Origin of the sequence: Natrialba aegyptia DSM 13077 (assembly GCF_000337535.1) — an archaeon.
In the GTDB taxonomy this organism is placed as follows: domain Archaea; phylum Halobacteriota; class Halobacteria; order Halobacteriales; family Natrialbaceae; genus Natrialba; species Natrialba aegyptia.
This window is the reverse complement of record NZ_AOIP01000009.1, coordinates 14921-32768: the sequence shown is the minus strand read 5'-3', so window position 1 is coordinate 32768 and position 17848 is coordinate 14921. Positions and strand designations below refer to the sequence as shown.

The window sequence follows — 17848 nt, the reverse complement described above, 5'->3', positions numbered from 1 at the left end:
TAAGCACCGCTGCCAGTGGATTCTGTATCCACCCACAGATTGGGTCCCCGGCAACGATCCGGGTTGCTGTGGGCGCTAAGAGGTGTATAAGAAAGACCCAACCAGTTCTCGATGGAGTCAATGACGAACAGTAATCGACGATCGTTCGTGGCGGCGACCGCGGCGGTCGGCACACTCGGCGTCGCCGGCTGCCTCTCGAGCATCGAAGAGTGGGGTGGCGGGAACGGTGACGACGATTCCGACACCGACTCAAACGGCGACGCGGACGACTCCGGCGACGGGACGACGTTCCACTACGCCGACCCCGCCGACTTGCCGGGCGAAACCATCAACTCCTTCGATACCCTCGACGACTGGGTCACGTTGCTCGACGAGGGCGATTTCGAAGCCAATGAGGAAGACCCATACAGCGGCTCCCAGTCCGCTCGCCTCACCGTGCCCGAGGGGACCGAATACGCCGGCATCTATCGGACCATCTCCGGCGGAACGGACCTGAGCGACTCGAACCTCTCACTGGCGGTCAAATTCGCCGAACAGGACCAACTCACGCTGACGCTCGAACTCTTCGCGCCGAACTCGAACATCGTTCACCGGCTCCGGCGCACCCTCGTCGGGCCAAACGACAGCTGGACCCGCGTCGACTTCGGTACGACGGACGTCGACGGCAACCCCGACCTCTCGTCCGTTCGCGAGATCCGCCTCTCGGCCCGCCGACGCGGTAGCGACTCCGGCCCGATCGAGTGCTCGATCGACGACCTTCGCACCGCCCCCCGCCCCGACACGGGCAAGGTCATGCTCCTGTTCAACGGAACGCTTCAGAGCCATCACGAAATCGCACTCGAGCACCTCTCGACGTACGACTTCGCCGGCGTCGAAGCCGTAATCCCCGAAGCCGTCGGCAACGACAGCAACGGCCGACTCTCGCTCAGTGAACTCGACGAGCTAGCCGAGGCCGGCTGGGATCTCGCCGCCCGTCCGCGAACGGGCTCTCAGAACATCACCGACTTCTCCGCCGACGAGCAGGAACGAATAATCGAGCAGACGGCCGGCTGGCTCGAGACCCGCGGCTTCGAAGACGGTGCGGGGACCTTCATCACCCCACGAAACGTCCTCGGCTCGACGACGCGTGAACTCGTCCAGGAGTATCACGACCGAGCGCTCCGATATGGTGGATCTCCGAACGCACTGCCGATTTCGGACCCCTACAACCTCGGGTTCTTCTCCGGGGAGGCGGGTGCGACGACGAGAACGTACGTCGATCACGCCGAAGCGTACGGGCAACTCGCAGTCTTGCACTTCGAAGAAATCGGTCCCGACGGCATGGCCGAAACCGCGTTCGCGGACCTCCTCGAGTACATCGATGCCGCGGATGTCGATGTCGTCACCGCATCCGAACTCTCCGATGCCTAACACAGTCACAGGAGGCACTACCTAGATGTACCGAGACTCCAGCGTCGGCGTCGTGATCCCCGCCTACAACGAGGAAGGATTCGTCGGCGACGTGATCCGCGAGATGCCGGCGTACGTCGACCGATTGTACCTCATCGACGACCAGTCGACCGATGGCACCTGGGAGGAAATCCACGACGCAGCTCGGGCGGATCGAAACGAACGCACGGCCGAGACCGACTCGAACCGTGCAGCCGCGACCCACCGAGCTGAACTCGCACCCGACGGCGGCACCTCTGCCCTGTCGAACCGAGCCGTCGTCCACGATCCGATCGGGCGCGTCATCCCGATCCAGCACCGTGAAAACCGCGGTGCGGGCGGCGCGATCAAAACCGGCTACCTCGCCGCTCGTGCGGACGGCGTCGACGCGACCGTCACCGTCGACGCGGACGGCCAGATGGACCTCTCCCAGATGTCGCGGTTGCTCGATCCGATCGTCGATGGCACCGCCGACTACACCAAGGGGAATCGACTCCTCGTCGCCGAATATCGGGACGCCATGCCCCGCTTTCGGTTCATCGGCAATACCATGCTTACCTTCCTCACCAAGGTCGCCTCCGGCTACTGGAAGACGATGGACCCCCAGAACGGGTACACGGCCATCTCCCGAGACGCTCTAGAAGCGATTGAACTCGAAGCACTCTACGAGTACTACGGCTACTGCAACGACCTGCTGGTGAAGCTAAACGTCAACAATGTGGCCGTAGCAGACGTGTCGATGCCCGCCGTCTACGGCGACGAGGAGTCGAGCATCACCTACTCGGAGTACATTCCGAAAGTCTCGACGATGCTCCTCACGAACTTCTTCTGGCGGCTCAAGACGAAATACCTCGCCCTCGATTTCCACCCGCTCGCACTCTTTTACCTACTCGGGGCGGGAACCACCGCAGTCGGGGTGGGCGGTGGACTCTGGACGCTGTTCATCGCTCTCTCGCAGTTGACGCTTCCGTTCCTCCAGGGCATGGCGAGTTTCCTGGTCTTCATCTTCGGCGTCGCGCTCTTGCTCTTCGCGATGGTGTTCGATATGGCCCAGAGCGAGCACCTCGAGACGCAAGTGTACTAGCGCTCGCTCACTTGCCTCCGGTCACGGATCGATCCCGAACGCATCTCCCGCACGAGTTCGCTCACGCGCGGATCGATCTCAGCGGCGTCTTCCTTACTGCTCACTCCGCACTCCGCACTCCGCTCTCCGCTCTGGTGTCACTGCCACACTCGTCGCTCCGTCGGACACGGACTCCACAATTAGCCGCCGCGTTGTACGGGCTGAGAACCCAACCCGATCCGGTGAATCCCAAGCGAGAGCCGACTCCCCTCGCTCCTCGTTCTTCGTTCCTCCCGTCACCGGCGAAGCGATTTCGTGAACTCGCCTGCGACCGTTCTCGCGTGCCACGTCTCGTGGCGGGTGAGCGGTGCCGATCGAGTAGTGAAGATTAAATTGTGATTGTAACCCATGCGGGTGCGCGCGAAGCACCTGACGCGCGCTCGTGTACTCGCTTGTTCACCGCACTCCTCGGAAACGAGTTCAGTGACAGTCTGGCTGTCCCCGAAGTGAGAAACTGAACTCGGGGTACCAGTTCATAGTAGGGAATTGAGTGCCGGGCCGAGCAGTCCGAGTGCGAGCCCGGATGCGAGCAGCGAGAGGCCGACGATAAAGAGGATGCGCTGGAACCAGCCGCGTGAGGGGCTATCAGTACTACTGACTCGCCGATCGATTCGGTTGTTCATCGCATCCGCTTTCGAACCGACCGGATCGGGGAGCATCCCGAGGATTTCGAACGGCTCCGTCGGGTCCAGCGCGCCGACGAGGAGCGCGAAGCCGACGAAGATCAGGAAGCCGACCGGCGGGACGACCACGAGCGCGAGCAGCGGGTTCGTAATCGCCATCGAGAGCGAGAGGATGGGTGCACCGGCGAGCAGCGCTGCAACCACACCACGTCCGAGTCGGGCGTCAGCGAGGGGATCGAATCCGATAACGCGGGCGCTCAGGCAGTGAAACGCGAACATCGAACCGTACCCGATGCTCGTCGCGACTGCCGCGCCGTGCATCCCGAAGCGGGGGATCAACAGCGCGTTGAGAACGAGGTTGATGCCGGCTGCAGCCCCGGTCGCTGCGACCGGATACCGGAGTTTGCCGTTCCCCTGCGAGATGGCGAGGATCGGCCTTGCAAGCGCGAATCCGAGCGCGCCGGGGAGCAGGAGGAGGAGGGGCTCGATCGCCGGCTTCGCTTCGGAACCGAAGTAGAGGGGGATGGCGACGTCGGCGAGTGACGCGAGGCCGACGGCCATGATCGCCGTCAGGAGAAACGTGTAGCGGGTCGTCCGAGAGGCGAGTTCAGTAATCTGTCGGTGGCGGTTCTGTGACCAGAGTTCCGACGTCGAGTGGACGTACACGGTCTGGAGGGCGATGCCGACGAACCAGAGGAACTCGGCGATAGCGAGGGCGGCGCGATAGTTCCCGACGTCGGCACTCGCGCGGAACTGCTGGAGCATGATGATGTCGATGTGATAGAGCGACATCAGGAGGAAGACGAGTGCGATGCTCATCGAGTTAAAGGTGAGCATCGTCTTCCGGGGGAAGGTATCGCCGGGTCGGTCGAACACCGACGAAAGCGAAACGCGACGGTGAACGAGGGCGAGGCCGACGGCCGCGACGAGGGTGCTCGCGACGAGGTGGCCGACGAGTGCACCGAAAACACCAGCACCGAAGTAGGCAAGCGGGATGGCGACGATGACGAAGCCGATCTTGTCGAGGACTTTCAGCGGCTCGGAGTACCGTTCGAGGCCGAATCCCATGAGCGTCTTGCGTGCGTAATCGCGAAACTGGGCGGTGATGACGAGCAGTGCGAGCGCGTAGAAGTACTGCGACAACCCGCCGCCGAAGGCGCTTCCGACGAGGTCGAAATAGGCGGCAAGAAGCATGAGCACTGCACCACTGACCGAAAGGACGAGTGCGAGACGAAAGTAGTAGCCGACGACGTGTTTACTCCAGTTTGCTTTCGGTCGATCCTCGGCGAGGAACTTCCTGACGCCGTCGGTGATGCCGGAGCTGACGAAGATCATGTAGATCGCGAACACCGACATCAGGAACGAGTAGTCACCGAATCCCGACGCACCGAGAAACCGATACAAAAGCGGCGTCGAAAGTGCCGTGACGACGAGAACGATGACTTTTGTACTGACGACCGAAAAGATGCCACTAGCGAGGCTTCTATTCATTGCTTGTCCTCCAGCGATCGCCGTCCAGTGATTGCGTTTTGCAATCGAACCCCCAACAACTCGCGAGCGAAAGCCACAGTGGTGAAACGATGCTGCTGTGGCGGCCTTATTATACCGCGATTAAACGAGGCGTGCAACGTGATTGCCCGTCGACGGCGCGATTACCGGACCGATAAGTATAGGACTGTACTCACAACCGTGACACTAACCGATGGAGAGAGATTCGACAGGTCGCCGACTGACGCGACGCCACCTCATCGCCACGGCTGGTGTCAGCTGTCTTGGACTGGGTGCTGGCTGTAGCGCGATTCAACCGGGCGGCGAGAACGGAAACGAATCCGGAAACGGAAACGAAACCGACGGAAACGGCGACGAGACCGATGGAGAAGACGTACCGACGATCGACGGCGGAGCCGTCGTGTTCGTCTACGACGACGGACCGATGTCAGACTACGAGACCGCGTTCCCGGTCCATCAAGAGTTCGACGCGCCCGCGAGCACCGCCGTCGTCACCGAGTGGATGGGCCGTCAAGACTTCGACGGCTCCGACTGGATGACCATCGAGCAGCTCGACGAACTCGAATCTGCCGGCTGGGAGATCATGTCCCACACGACCTCCCATACTGCACTCGGCGAGTTCGAACTCGTCGAGGACGCCGCGGCGGACGACACCCGCATCTATCCCGAAGAGCGCAGCCACGGCTTCAACCACGGGAACGATATCGAGATCACGGACGGCGACACGAGCGTTCGCCGAACGATCGTCAACTCGAACACGGACGACACCGGCGGCTATCTCGAACTCGGCGAGGCCCTGGGCGAGTCCTTCAGTGCAGGAGAAGCCGTCGAGCGATACCCCGACGACGTCATGAACGACTTCCTCGAAACGTCGAAGAACACGCTCGAGGACCACGGCCTGACGATCGACACGCTGCTCGCACCCTACGACGTCGTCGACGAATGGGCGATCGAGCACGCAAAGCAGTACTACGACGGAATCGCGAACGTGAACCCGGGTTCGATGCACAACGACCGCGACGCGTTCGACCCGTTCGATACCCACCGGACCTACTTCATCGAGTTCACCGATCAAGAGACGATCGAGACTGAACTCGACCGAGCGGCGAGACAGGAGAATATCGCGATCCTGGGCGCGCACTCGTTCAAGGAAGAAGTCACGGAAGATCGCATCCGCGAGACCCTCGAATGGGTCGACGAACTCGATCTCGAGGTCGTGACGTTCCGTGACGCGATCCGAGCGACAAGCGAGTAGCAGTCACTCGTTGTCTTCTCGGTTGTGGACAGTCGCCAGTGTGGTTTGAGCCGGACTGCTGTACCGATTTCCCGGCACAACCCCAGTTGATAGATCGCGGGTGCGTCGGAGGTGAGTTCCAGCGGCCCGGCGGAGTGTGACTCGAACTCGGCTCAAACGAGACTGAAACCGAAAACGAGGGTGCACGGTTACGAGTCACACCCGTTCGCGTTGCACTTTCGTTACGCGATGGTATTGTTCCAGGAAACGACGTCGTTCGCACCGAGGTCGTCGATTCCGTTGACGATTTCGTTCACTTTGAACTGGGGGTTATCGATGCCCGGATAGAGCCGGATCCCCTCCTGGCCCTCGTAGGATTCGACCGTCGAGTTCCGGAGCAGGTTCCCGTCGCCGTTGTCGATGTACGGATACTGGTTCGCACGGAAGGTGCACTTGTAGAAGGTCGCATCGTTTCCGTTGAGGAAGACGGCGTTCCGGTCGGCACCGTGGCGACCCGGTTGGTCGACGGAGACATGACTGAACCGACAGTTATCCCGGCTACACCGGATTCCGTCGCGGAAACCGGCCGAGGTAACGCCGGCCTCGCCGTGGATATCGAGCAGTTCGACGAGTACCCGTTCGTCCCGGTCGCTGTCTCGAATCCACAGCGGATAGCCACCCGCGGCGTTGTAATCGATCTCGCCGTCGTAGATGTAGGTGTAGCCCGCTTCCGGCGAGACGACGATCCCGTGGTTCACCCGATCGCCGCTGATCTCGATGGTCGCGTCTTTGATCTTCGATGACTCGCACGTGTTCATCACCGAAAGCGCGTGGTTGGTCGGCTGGGGCGACGTGATCGAGATATCGACATCGTCGATCTGGAGGTTCTTCCCGTTCTCGAGTCGAACGCCCCGCTGTCCACGGTCGTACGACCGCGTCCGATCGATTTCGACGGTCGCGTTCCTGACGACGCTTCCCTCACCGCCGACGCGAACGTTCGCGCCGTTGCTGTTTCTGAACTCGCCGCCGTCGACGACGATCGTCCCCTCATCGTTGATCGCGTACAGCCCGTTATCCGGGAAACCGCCGAGTTCACAATCGCTGAACTCGAGGTGGCCGACGTTCGTGTTCGCTTCGATTCCGATCGGGCCGCGCCAGATATTCCCCGCGTTGGGCGTCTGATCCGCGTGGACGCCGCCGTCGGGCGCACGGAATCGTTCGATGATGCCGTAGCCGTCCGGGTCGGCCATGGCGAACATACCAGGACCCCACGTCCCGCTGTCGTGTTCGCCGTGGATCGTCACGTCCCGTACTTCGAGGTGGTCTTCGGCTGTCGCCTCGATGACCCGAATCCCCGTATCCGGTGCCGTCTGGTCGACATCGAACCCTGCGAACAGCAGGTGGCCACCCGGTCTATAGGAGACGCCGAGACGGAATAACCGAAACTGCGGGCCATCGAACTCGTGATAGTTCGCCGGCACGAGCGTCGCTCCATCCCCGACCATACCGAACTTCTCGAATCCGGTAAACCGGAACTGTTCGTCGATGTAGTATTCGCCCTCGGGGAAGATCAGCAACGTGTTGTCCGCACGGAGATCTTCGAGTACAGGCGTGATCGAGCGTCGCCCGGTGTTGTCCATCCCCGCGTCGACGACGTTCACGACGGTATCGAACTCTTCGCCGTACTCGTGTACGGCTGCGCCGTTCGTCGTTGCCGCTCCGAGGCCAAGTACTGTTGCGCCGGCAACCGAGACACCTTGCAAGAACGTCCGTCGCGATCGGCCGGACCCACCACTCGAGCCCGATTCCCCCGTCGCTGTCGCAGCAGTGTCGTCAGACGCTGTCGCCGAATCGTTCCATCCATCCCCACTTCCCTGAATCGCGTTCCGCATACCACTTCGTTTCGACATTGATAGCCAAGTTACTTGAGTAATCTTTGGACCGAGTATCTATGGATTAGGATAGCAAGTCTTTAAGTTTGATATCTCAATATTCTGAACACACAGCCATCACTGGCGTGAGAATTGCAACGATTGTACGTGTTGCAATTCTACGAGTATCGCCTTTGATAGCCCGTAACAAGCGTGATTGATACCTGGGCCTATGACGCGTATAATACCCAAATAATCCGTCATTGACTTTACGAAACAGCAGATCTTATCGGGAATCAACACCGACGAACTCCCGGTTAAACGCAAGCTGACCTATCGAACGAACGGATAGTCGCCAAATCCTGAACAAACACTACCCGGATACGAGTCGCCCCGAGTGGTCACTACGGTCACCGATTACAGCCATACTCCCTTCCGTTCGTCCGGACCAGTCGATCACACGTGTACTCAAATACGCGCCTGATCGACACCGGAGCCGACAACTACCCAGTATACCACTCCTCAATCGTTACTCGGACTGGACTCGTCCGGCGTCCGATCGTCATCAAGCGTCGCACCGATTAACTCCGCGACAGCCCGCCGCAACCGCTGTGATACCGCCGAATCAGTAATATCAAGCTGCTCCGCCAGATCGTCCTGTGTCGCCTCTCGCGGAATGTCGTAGTAGCCCGCATAGTACGCAAGCGACAGAATCTCGTGTTGCTGCTCGGTCAGAAAGTACGTTTCATCGTCCGAAGCCGACGACTCGTATAACTGGTCCACCCGAAAAGCGATGTCCTGCTCACGACAGTACTCTCGAAACTCCATCAACGCCTCCCGGTCCGGAAAGTGAACGCGGGCGTTCCAGCCGCCCGAACCGCTCGTGATCGTAAAGACGAACAGCCCGCGCTTGGCACAGCGCTCCGGCACGAGTTCACGCTCGGTCTCGAGTTGGACGCGGTAGATCACTCGGTTGTCGAACGTCGCAACACGGATTGGGTTAGAGACGGTCGGATCGGCCTCCATCGAGGCTTCGAGCCGCTCGTACTCGTCGGTGAACAGCGAGACGAAGTACGTTACCGCACCGTCGGTTTCAACCTCATACTCGTATCTGATCATGACGTTCGGATGTCGCTCGATAGTCGGTACCAATACGAGTTCGTCGTGAGCGACATTGATCTCTGCAATAAACCCCATGTAACCGTTTGCCTGACACTCAGTCTGACTAACCCATACTTATCGTGTCACTAAGCGCCGTTGTACTGACTGTAACCGGTGAAACGGTCGTACGGGAGAACTGAGTGAACGGGAATCCCTCATCCGGCCGTGCGTACAACTACGGCACGAGGGTCACGCTGGGACGGCTGTCCCGGTGAGTCAATTGAGGTAGCCGAGATCGGCAAGTCGTTCCGTCACGTCGTCGTCGGCATTGGGTCCGGTCTGGTCTTGGTCCTGATCCTGGTCTTGGCCTCGTACCGTCTCCCGTGTCACACCACCGCTCGCCCGACCCTCGTGCTCCGGATACTCGATCGCGTCGGTTGGTTCGACGACCGAAACGACCTCGCCGTCCATTCGATCACTGTAGGGAATCCCCATCGCAGCCATGACCGTGGGCGCAACGTCGAACAGATGTGCTCGCTCGAGGGAGGCCGTCTCGTCGATTCCCTCTCCCAGAGCGACGAACACCCCATCGAGCTTGTGATTCCACGGCTCGACCGGGCCGAAGTAGGTCGTTGCGTTCTCGCGGAACTGTTCCGAAATCGTGTGCTCGAAGTCCGTCGGAATCGTGACGATATCGACCGTCTCCTCGACGTGCTCGCCGTGGAAGTACTCCTCGCGCGGCTCGACCGTCTCGAAGAACGGTTCACCGTCCGGCGTCTCGACACCGCGAAGCAGTTCGATCAACTCCTCGCGAACGGTCTCGTACTCCGACGGCGGCACGACACCCATCGGCTCACGCCCCGCGAGGTTGATCCGAACGCCGAGTTCGGTGCGAGCGCGAACGTAAGCCTTCGACGAACTGAAATCGACCTGCTCGTTCGCCGTCCGCGACACGCCGCTCGGCGCGTACTTGATGGCCAGATCGGCGAGTCCGACGCGCTCGAGTGCCGTCCGAATCCGACTGGCAGTAATCCCAAACTGCGCGGCGACCGACGCTGCCCGAGCGACCGTCCCCGGCTCCCAGGTATCGTACTCCTCACCCTCGCGGAGCCGCCGCCGCATCGGCGTCCACGACGGCATCCCCTTCCCGCTCGTCGTCGTCTCCAGGAATCCCTCGTCGCGCAAGAACTCGTTCAGCCTGAACTCGTAGCCCTCGTACGGCCCCATGCCGTGATCGCTCACGAGGAAGACCCGGTCCGGATCACAGGCCTCGAGAACGCGCGCAATCTCCTCGTCCGTCGCCTCGTATATCGTCTCGACCTTCTCTTCGTCTCCCGCGAACTCGTGGAAAACCGTATCCGTCTTCTGGAACTGCAAGAACCCGAAATCCGGGTCGTACTCGTCGACCAGATAGCGAAAGGCCGCTCCGCGCATCCGAGCCAGCCGCTGGTACTCCGCCATCTTCACCGACTCCGGAACCGACTCGTCATCACGCGTGTAGTTCGGATAGACCCGATACTCGCCGATCGCCTCCCGAACCTCCGCTAGCAGTCCCGCCGGATGACACTGCGGATCTTCGGGACCGAGGAATCCGGGGATGATCGCACCATCGAACTCGTCCGGCGGATGCGTCACCGGCGCGTTGACGACGACGCTCGACCGATCTTGTTGGTCCAGCAACGTCCACAACGGCTGTGCGGCGACGTCGTCGTTACTCGTTACGTGCCAGTCGTATCCGTCGTAGCCGACGAATCCGATCGCCCCGTGTTTTCCCGGATTGACGCCGGTATACACCGACGGCCAGGCGCTCGGCGTCCACGGCGGGATCTGCGACTCGAGTGGCGCAGTGACGCCGTCGGAACACAACCGTTCGATCGTCGGAATCCGATCGTCTTCGAACAACCGCTCGAACACCGGCAAACAACCCGCATCGATGCCGATCACCAAGGTCTCGAGTGAACTCGACTCGCCGTCCGTACTGTTCTCGTTCGATACCATCTCGTCGCGGTTAGACGTCCGACTCATCGTATCATGCCTCTGGTATGTAGTACTGCTGTGCTAGCTCGACCGGTACTGCGTCCAATCTGCGACGGACCACAGCCACTCGCCGGTCGATACGAGCACGCGTCTTAGCTCAATCCAACGGAGACGGTGCCCTTCATTATCTGTTCGTTAAACCCTTCAAAACCGCGATTTTGTAATGAGCCCCGATTAGCGAACGCTCCGTTCGCCAACTGCAGTATCGGTTCCCGCTCTATCTTACTCGGTCAATTCGTCGTCGTTCTCGCCACTGAACGATGGCGACCGAGGGTGGCCCGTCTGTCGACTGTATAACCATTCCGCCCAGGAGAGTTTGAGCTGACTCGCATCTCGATCCGGGTATTGCCGCTCGGCCGTCTGGCTGTAGTTGAGCAGTGCAACCAGTAGGACCCCGCCGACGATGTTGCCGAGCGTAACCGGGACGAAGAATTCCACAACGGCAGCCCAGAGCGTTTCTTGCCCGCGGAAGGCGAAGTAAAGCACCTCACACATGCCGGTAATACAGTGGAACAGATCGGTCGCCGGGATCAAGAACATGAGAAAAACGATGATCAGAAACCGCGCCGTCGTATCCTGACTCGCGTGCACCAGCCAGACCATCGCTGCAACGATATTCCCCGCGAACACCGCCTTGAAAAAGAGATCCCACCAGCCGGTCGCAAACGCGTGTTCGCCGAAGCCCCGTGCGACCGCGGCGGCTTCGGGCGTGAACACACCCGTGGTCGCAAGGACGAACGCGCCGAGAGCCGCCCCGAGAACGTTCGCAACGATAACAACCGCCCACAGTCGAAGTAGGTTTCGGACGCTCGCGATGCGCGTCAACACGAGCGTGACCGGCGTGAGCGTGTTCTCGGTGAAGAGTTGATACCGCCCCATGACGATGAGCACGAAGCCGACCGGATAGAACAGATTCCCGATCAACTCCCCCGAATCGGTCGGAACCGCCGCAGTAACCGCTGATCGCGCAAGAAACGTCAGCGTCACCGCGAACCCGGCAGCCAACCCGCTCATGAATAACAGCCGATTGCTCCGACTGAACTCCTCGTCGGCGGTGGCGACGATCCGCTGGAAGATCTCGTCCGCCGAGAAGTAATCGCGAATGGCCGCACCCGCGGCCGGGGCCCCACTTTGTGAACGGTCGATCGTATCGCGCAACGCCCTCCCGCGATGCCGGATCGACGCCTGGATAGCGGTGATGTCTCCCGTCCGTACGATCGCCTCGTACAGCGCGTCGAGTTCATACTGCCGGACAAAAGTCAGTGAACACTCGATCGCGTCTCACGGATCGTCGCTTGTGGCGACGACCGTTCGAATGCGACCGACGTGTGAATAGTTTTGTCCGGCAGTATCAGCAGGACCATCGTACCGACGGCCGTTAATGAAGACCGTCGGCGTCCCGTCGACGCCACTCTGGGCACCGCTCGAAACGTCTTCCTCGATGCGTTCCTGGTGAGTGCCGTTCTCTAACTCGCGGACGAACTGATCCGTATCAAGCCCGATTTCGGCGGCGTAGCGGACCAGATCGTCCGTTTCGAGCGCCCCCTGATTCTCGTAGAGAACGTCGTGCATCTCCCAAAACTTTCCCTGGGCGGCGGCCGCCTCGGCCGCTTCCGCAGCGCGCAGCGCATGCGGATGGACCGATGTGAGCGGAAAGTGGCGAAAGACGACTCGAAACTGATCGCCGAGTTGGTTCTGTAGCCGCTCGAGGGCGTCGTAGAGGTTCCCGCAGGACGGACATTCGAAGTCGGCGTACTGTACGAGCGTCAACGGCGCATCGTCCGGCCCGCGACTATGATCGCGCTCCGTGACCGACGTCGTAAGCGTCGAGACTGTCGATCGACTCATTTGGTCTTCTGGATGAGACGACACCGTTGACGGACTTAGCCTTCCCCGGCCCACTCGCTGCCAGGTCGGCCGCCGGTGAACTCGCGCTAGAACGGCCGGCGAATCGACTGGAGGTGCAAGACTGATAGAGAACGTCTCCAAGCACACCCAGCAGATCAACGCATGGATTGCGCTCTGCCAGATTGACCGCACGTTCCCCAACGATCTCCGCGAGCTGGGCTACACCGTCGACATCCACGATCCCAAGTTCGTCCACGACGGGGAGAAGATGAACCCCGACTTGATCCTCACCAGCCGTGGCCACAACCACTCCATCGTCATCGACTGCAAGTCGAAGACCCTCTCGGAACACCAGAACGAGAGATACGAGGCCATCCACGAGTCACCGGGTGTCCTCCTTACTCGCGGTATCGTCTCGTCGGCTGAGGCCACGGCGGACTACGACGCCGAGTTCGCCTACTCGTCATTTGCAGACCTGAGCGTGAACCCCTTCCTCCCCGACAACGGCTTCGCCGTCATCCACTTCGACGAGGACGCAAACCAGTACATCATCGACACACTCGACGACTACGAGTTCAATCTTGACGAACTCGAAGACAAGTACCCCATCTACACCGGAACGCGCCGGCTCCCGACCGACTACTTCCCCTTCGACGTAGGAACGGGAGAGGACGACTACCGGCAATTCACCATCTCTATCCTCCAGTCGACCGTTCACGTCGCGTTGGAAAAGGACGAGTTCGACGCCGACGATCTACTCGAGGACGCCCACCCGCTCTGGGTTGACCTCGATGCGGACATGAAGAAGGAACTCCGCGCTCACACGGAAACCATCCTCTCGGAGTACCAGCGGGAGGGACTCGACGAACATATCGAGAAGCTACAGTCCGGGAGCAAGGATAAGTGGCGGGTGGTCTCCAAGTCGCTGCAGGCACTCCAGCGCAAGGTTGACGAGTTCGTCGACGACGTTCAGATCAAGCTGGAGCAGACGAAGATCACTGACGACTGGGATACGTAACCGCACTACTACCGGTCGCGAAGAACTGAATCTATGGTACACGTCCAACGGGGCCAAAATCCGGATCCGACTTCGGCGGCAGGCGTCATCTTCGGGTTCGTCGAGGGCATCGCACTCGCCTTCATCAACTGGTACGTCGCCCTCCTGTTCAGCACCCTCGCCGACATCCAGCAGCAACTCAACCCCGAGACCGTCGTGTTCGATCTCGACCTCGTCTTCAGCGCGTGGGGCGTCGCCTACTTCTTGATCGCGTACGTTGCGCCCGTCATCGCCGCCTACGCGTGGGCCGACAAGGCCGGACTCGCCGTGTACGCGGTCGGCTGGTTCGGCACCTCGCTGTTCCTCAACGGCGCGTTCACGGTTGGGATGGTTCTCCTCTTCATCGCCATCCTACTCGTCCTCGTCGTCGACGTCATCAAGAACTCGGGCGGGCACAACAGGCGCGCCGGGCGGCGACGGCCGCCGGTGTAGGCTTCACTGCGCTAGCAGCGTGTAGCGGCGCTACCAGACCTCCAAGAACTCCTCCACTACGTCGACGTCGCCGTCGTTGAACCCGTAGACCTCGCGGAGAACCACGTCGTCCAACTCGGCCTGCAACCGCTCGAACTCCTCTTGAAGCTCGTCGATCCGGTCGACGTCCTCTCCGAGCTGATCCATTAGCTCGATCACGTCGTCACGCGACGGCACGTCCATGTTCATCACTTCCGAGCGAGTCAACCGCTTGTCCTGCGCCGTCAGCATCTCGTACACGAAGTCGCGAACGCGCTCGTCGTGGAAGTCGATCTCGTGCCCGCGCTTCATCACCACCTGATACACCTCCTCGACGGCCTCCACGTTCATCTTCGCATCCTTCCGGATCGGCCCCTGCCGGTAGTCGTCATCGTCGAGGCTGATCGACTGGGCGAGATCAAGAACCGTCCACGAGCGGTCGTACTCGGGGAGGTAGTTGCGGACGTCGTCGGTCTTGTACTCCAAGTCCGTGATCTCCTCGCGCGCCTGCTTGATGTCGTTCGCCAACTCCTCAACCGCGTCCTCGGGCGCGTTCTCGGGGAGTACGATGGGATGCGGCTCCAAGTACCGCTTATTGTACGAGTAGTACTTACCCCCGAAAATCGGCGCGATGTGCTTGTGGTAGTACTCCAGCACCGCGGAGTTGAGTAACGCTACGAAGTAGAGGTGATCCTCCGACCGGGGCGCGTACTCGTCCATCAGATCGATGCCGTACCCGCCGGCGTTCCCGCCGCCGATGAAGTAGTACTCGCCCTCGGTGTCGACGGCGAACCGGTTGTAGTCGCTCATGATGTTGAGCATGATCTTGTCCGGCTCCATCTTGGCGAGGTTCTGCGAACGGCCGAACGCCCACCACTGCTCGACGTCCTCCCACTTGCCGCCCTCGCGGCCTTTCAGATCGTCCTCGTGGTTCTTGAAGAAGTCCCACAGGTGCGGGTACTCCTCCTCTAACGTAACCTGCGGCAACAGGCTTGCCTCGCCGTCGCGGACTTCGTACGGCCAGATCAACCAGAACCCCTCCCAGTCGGCGCCCCAGTGGTCAATCTCGCTTCCCTTCAACAGGCGCCGAAGGCGCGACTTCTCCACCGGCTCCGGCTCATCGCCGCCCTCGCGGACGAACTGCACGACACCATCCTCTTCGGCCTCGCCGACAATCTCGCCGACGAACACCTTGTTCCAGCCCGTGATGAGTCCCTGAAACACGGAGTCGGTGATCTCGCCGAGACGGAAGTCGCCGTTCTCGATGATCTTGTCGTACACGCGTCGCTCGTCCGCCGGCATCAGCGGCCAGCTCGACAAGTGGCCGTTCCGGTTGTCGGCGTCCAGCCGGTCGCGGGGGTAGGTGAACAAGTCGTACTCGTCCACCCCCGACGGCGTCTCCCACTCGTCATTTCGGAAGATCTCTTCGAGGATGCCGTCACGGGATTCGGCGAATCTCGCACACCGAACCTCGTCGGGACTCCAGACGTTCTCCCGGTTGACCGTGACGATGCACGGATACGGTGTCGCGGCATCGAACACCTCCACGTCCTTGAAGTCCACAACCACGTCCAGCGGCTCCTCGGCAATCCGTTCCCGGATGTCCTCCGCATACTCGTTCGTGAGCAGCCGATTCGGGCAAATGTACGACAGTCTCCCGTCGTCCGCCAGCCACTCGATACCCCGCTCGATGAACGGGACGTAGATGTCGAACGACTTGCTGTCGACGGACGCGTACCGCTCCGCGTACTCCTCCTTCGGCCCGTTGATGTTCTGTGTACGCACGTACGGCGGGTTCGCCACCACAACGTCGAACTCCACCTCGTCCTTGATGCGGTCAACCTCGTTCCGGTCGTCGAGGAACGCCTGCGCGCGCCCGTTGTAGTTGGCGAACTGCTGAATCTGCGCCTGCTGACTCTCGCTGTCCGTACTCCCTTCCTGCTTCTCGAGGAGGGTCGGCGTCAGAGTGTCGGCGACGTGAATCTGGAACCCGTCCATCGTGTACGACGGGTCTTGCTCCGTCACCTTGTCGTACAAGTCGATGGTGCGGAACAGCAGGTTGATTTGGGTGATGTGAACGGCGAACGGGTTGATGTCGATGCCGTAGAGGTTCTCTTGGGCTCGCTCCAAGATCGTCCGAGCCTCCTCCGAATCAAGTCGATGCACGCTCGTCTTCCCGAACTTCTGTCGGTAGTGCTGGATCAGGCGGTCGCACGCCTCCGTCAGGAAGCCACCACTCCCACACGCCGGGTCAAGGACGTTCTCCCGGCCGATGCCTTCGCCCGGGCGGTAGTCAGCCTCGTCCAGCATGTACCGGATCACCTCTATCGGGGTGTAGTACTCGCCGAGTTCCTTGCGCTCCTCCTTCGGCAGGTAGTCCTCGTAGACGTGGCCGAGGATGTCGCGGTTGACGTACTCGAAGTCAAAGCGGTTCAGCCGCTTGAACACCTCTCCGAGGCGGTAGTCCAAGTCGTCCTCGAGATCCTCCTGCCGACTCTCCTCGTCGGAGTCGAACCGCTGGCGCTTGTCGCGGCTCACCCACCACCAGTCGAAGATTCCCAATTCGTACAGGTCAGCGTAGTGATCGTCGATCCGGTCGTACGTGTCGATCAGCGCGTCAAGGTACGGGCGGTCGTCCCCGCGCTCAACGGCCTCCGCCATCCCGCGCCCCGAGAGACGCGTCTGGCCGACGATCTCCTTGTCCTCGGCAATCCGGGCGAACATCGCCCGGTTCATCAGGATGTACGCCGTCTCCCTGCAAAACGTCTTCTTCGCATCCTCGCTCTTTCCCGTGTACTCGCGCCAGTCCCTCCAGTCCGGAAACGTCGTTTCGAGGAACTCACGGGGGTACGAGTCCTCCGGTCGCTCCTTGTAGTCGTCGAAGAACCGGCTCATCACGTTCGACAGCTCGTCCAGCGACTTCTTCACCGCGTCGAGGAACAGCTCGTACCCCTCGTCTTCCGTTCCGGGCTGGTGCTGGACAGGAACTTCGCGCGCCCGCCGTCGGAAGTACTCCGCGTCGCCGACGTTCGTGAACCGGTCTTGTCGGAGGTACTCGAACTCCTCCAGCACCTCGCGCTGCTCCGCCGTCAACCCGCTCGGTTCCACGCCCACCACCTCGTCGAGCGCGAAACCGTCGATGGAACGGATGGTGCGCTCGTCCGGCTCGTACTCGTATAGGCGGAACTCGTGGCCGTTCGTCAGGATGCCGTACTCCGCGCTCCCGACGCCCACCATGTACGTCTCCAACTGCTCGACGTCGGGTAGTTCGAGTTCGTGGGACGGACGCTTCGTCTCGCACACGACAACGGGGAACGGCGGGTCATCGTCGTCGAAGCAGAGGACGTCCTTGCGGTCGTCCTCGAAGTTGACGTGGCCCTCTCCCTCGGTGCGTGACCAACCGAGCGCGTCCGTGAAGAGGTGGTCAACCAGACTGAATCGGAAGTCGAACTCGCTCCCCTCCTCGCGGATCTCGTCGTGAATCTCGCAGAGGGAAGAATGGAGTTCGGTGACGAACTCGTCAGACATTAACCAACCATTTCATATTCTCATGACTTAAATGCGACT

Annotated in this window: 12 protein-coding genes; 5 read left to right on the top strand and 7 right to left on the bottom strand. The window is 60.9% G+C overall.

Features of this window, described 5'->3' with window-relative positions:
- The first annotated feature begins 120 nt into the window (after nt 1-120).
- Together C480_RS01630 and C480_RS01625 are read left to right on the top strand one after the other, a co-directional pair.
- Entirely contained in the window at nt 121-1410 is a 1290-nt protein-coding gene (locus C480_RS01630) for a polysaccharide deacetylase family protein (RefSeq protein ID WP_006663878.1), read from the top strand.
- Nucleotides 1411-1435: 25 nt separating this feature from the next.
- Entirely contained in the window at nt 1436-2512 is a 1077-nt protein-coding gene (locus C480_RS01625) for a glycosyltransferase family 2 protein (protein WP_006663877.1), read from the top strand.
- Between the two features lie 512 nt (nt 2513-3024).
- On the opposite strand, the gene C480_RS01620 is transcribed toward C480_RS01625, so the two are convergent.
- A complete protein-coding gene (locus C480_RS01620) occupies nt 3025-4665 on the bottom strand; it encodes a flippase (protein WP_006663876.1) in 1641 nt (546 codons plus the stop codon).
- 211 nt (nt 4666-4876) lie between these two features.
- On the opposite strand from C480_RS01620, the gene C480_RS01615 reads away from it, so the two are divergent.
- Nucleotides 4877-5938, top strand: a complete 1062-nt coding sequence (locus C480_RS01615) for a polysaccharide deacetylase family protein (RefSeq protein ID WP_006663875.1) — start codon at nt 4877-4879, stop codon at nt 5936-5938.
- A 221-nt stretch (nt 5939-6159) separates the two neighbouring features.
- Here the strand turns inward: C480_RS01615 and C480_RS01610 are convergent, their stop codons facing one another.
- The 5 genes from C480_RS01610 to C480_RS24135 all read right to left on the bottom strand — a co-directional run bounded on the left by C480_RS01610 (nt 6160) and on the right by C480_RS24135 (nt 12774).
- Nucleotides 6160-7809 (bottom strand): right-handed parallel beta-helix repeat-containing protein, encoded by a 1650-nt coding sequence (locus tag C480_RS01610; RefSeq protein WP_006663874.1) that lies wholly within the window; start codon nt 7807-7809, stop codon nt 6160-6162.
- A gap of 501 nt (nt 7810-8310) precedes the next feature.
- Entirely contained in the window at nt 8311-8985 is a 675-nt protein-coding gene (locus tag C480_RS01605; RefSeq protein ID WP_006663873.1) for a helix-turn-helix domain-containing protein, read from the bottom strand.
- A 180-nt stretch (nt 8986-9165) separates the two neighbouring features.
- The gene (locus tag C480_RS01600; RefSeq protein ID WP_049903047.1) at nt 9166-10914 is read right to left on the bottom strand and encodes an alkaline phosphatase family protein; all 1749 of its coding nucleotides are present in this window, start codon (nt 10912-10914) and stop codon (nt 9166-9168) included.
- 234 nt (nt 10915-11148) lie between these two features.
- The gene (locus C480_RS24140) at nt 11149-12084 is read right to left on the bottom strand and encodes a formate/nitrite transporter family protein (RefSeq protein ID WP_006663871.1); all 936 of its coding nucleotides are present in this window, start codon (nt 12082-12084) and stop codon (nt 11149-11151) included.
- 123 nt (nt 12085-12207) lie between these two features.
- Nucleotides 12208-12774, bottom strand: coding sequence for a DsbA family protein (locus tag C480_RS24135; RefSeq protein WP_006663870.1), 567 nt, complete (start codon nt 12772-12774; stop codon nt 12208-12210).
- 268 nt (nt 12775-13042) lie between these two features.
- Between C480_RS24135 and C480_RS01585 the strand changes: the two genes are divergently transcribed.
- Complete coding sequence (locus C480_RS01585) at nt 13043-13792, top strand: hypothetical protein (protein ID WP_006663869.1); 750 nt, start codon at nt 13043-13045, stop codon at nt 13790-13792.
- 33 nt (nt 13793-13825) lie between these two features.
- Complete coding sequence (locus C480_RS01580) at nt 13826-14263, top strand: hypothetical protein (RefSeq protein WP_006663868.1); 438 nt, start codon at nt 13826-13828, stop codon at nt 14261-14263.
- 30 nt (nt 14264-14293) lie between these two features.
- Here C480_RS01580 and C480_RS01575 read toward each other — a convergent pair whose 3' ends face one another.
- Nucleotides 14294-17809, bottom strand: coding sequence for an Eco57I restriction-modification methylase domain-containing protein (locus tag C480_RS01575; protein ID WP_006663867.1), 3516 nt, complete (start codon nt 17807-17809; stop codon nt 14294-14296).
- Nucleotides 17810-17848: the final 39 nt, after the last annotated feature.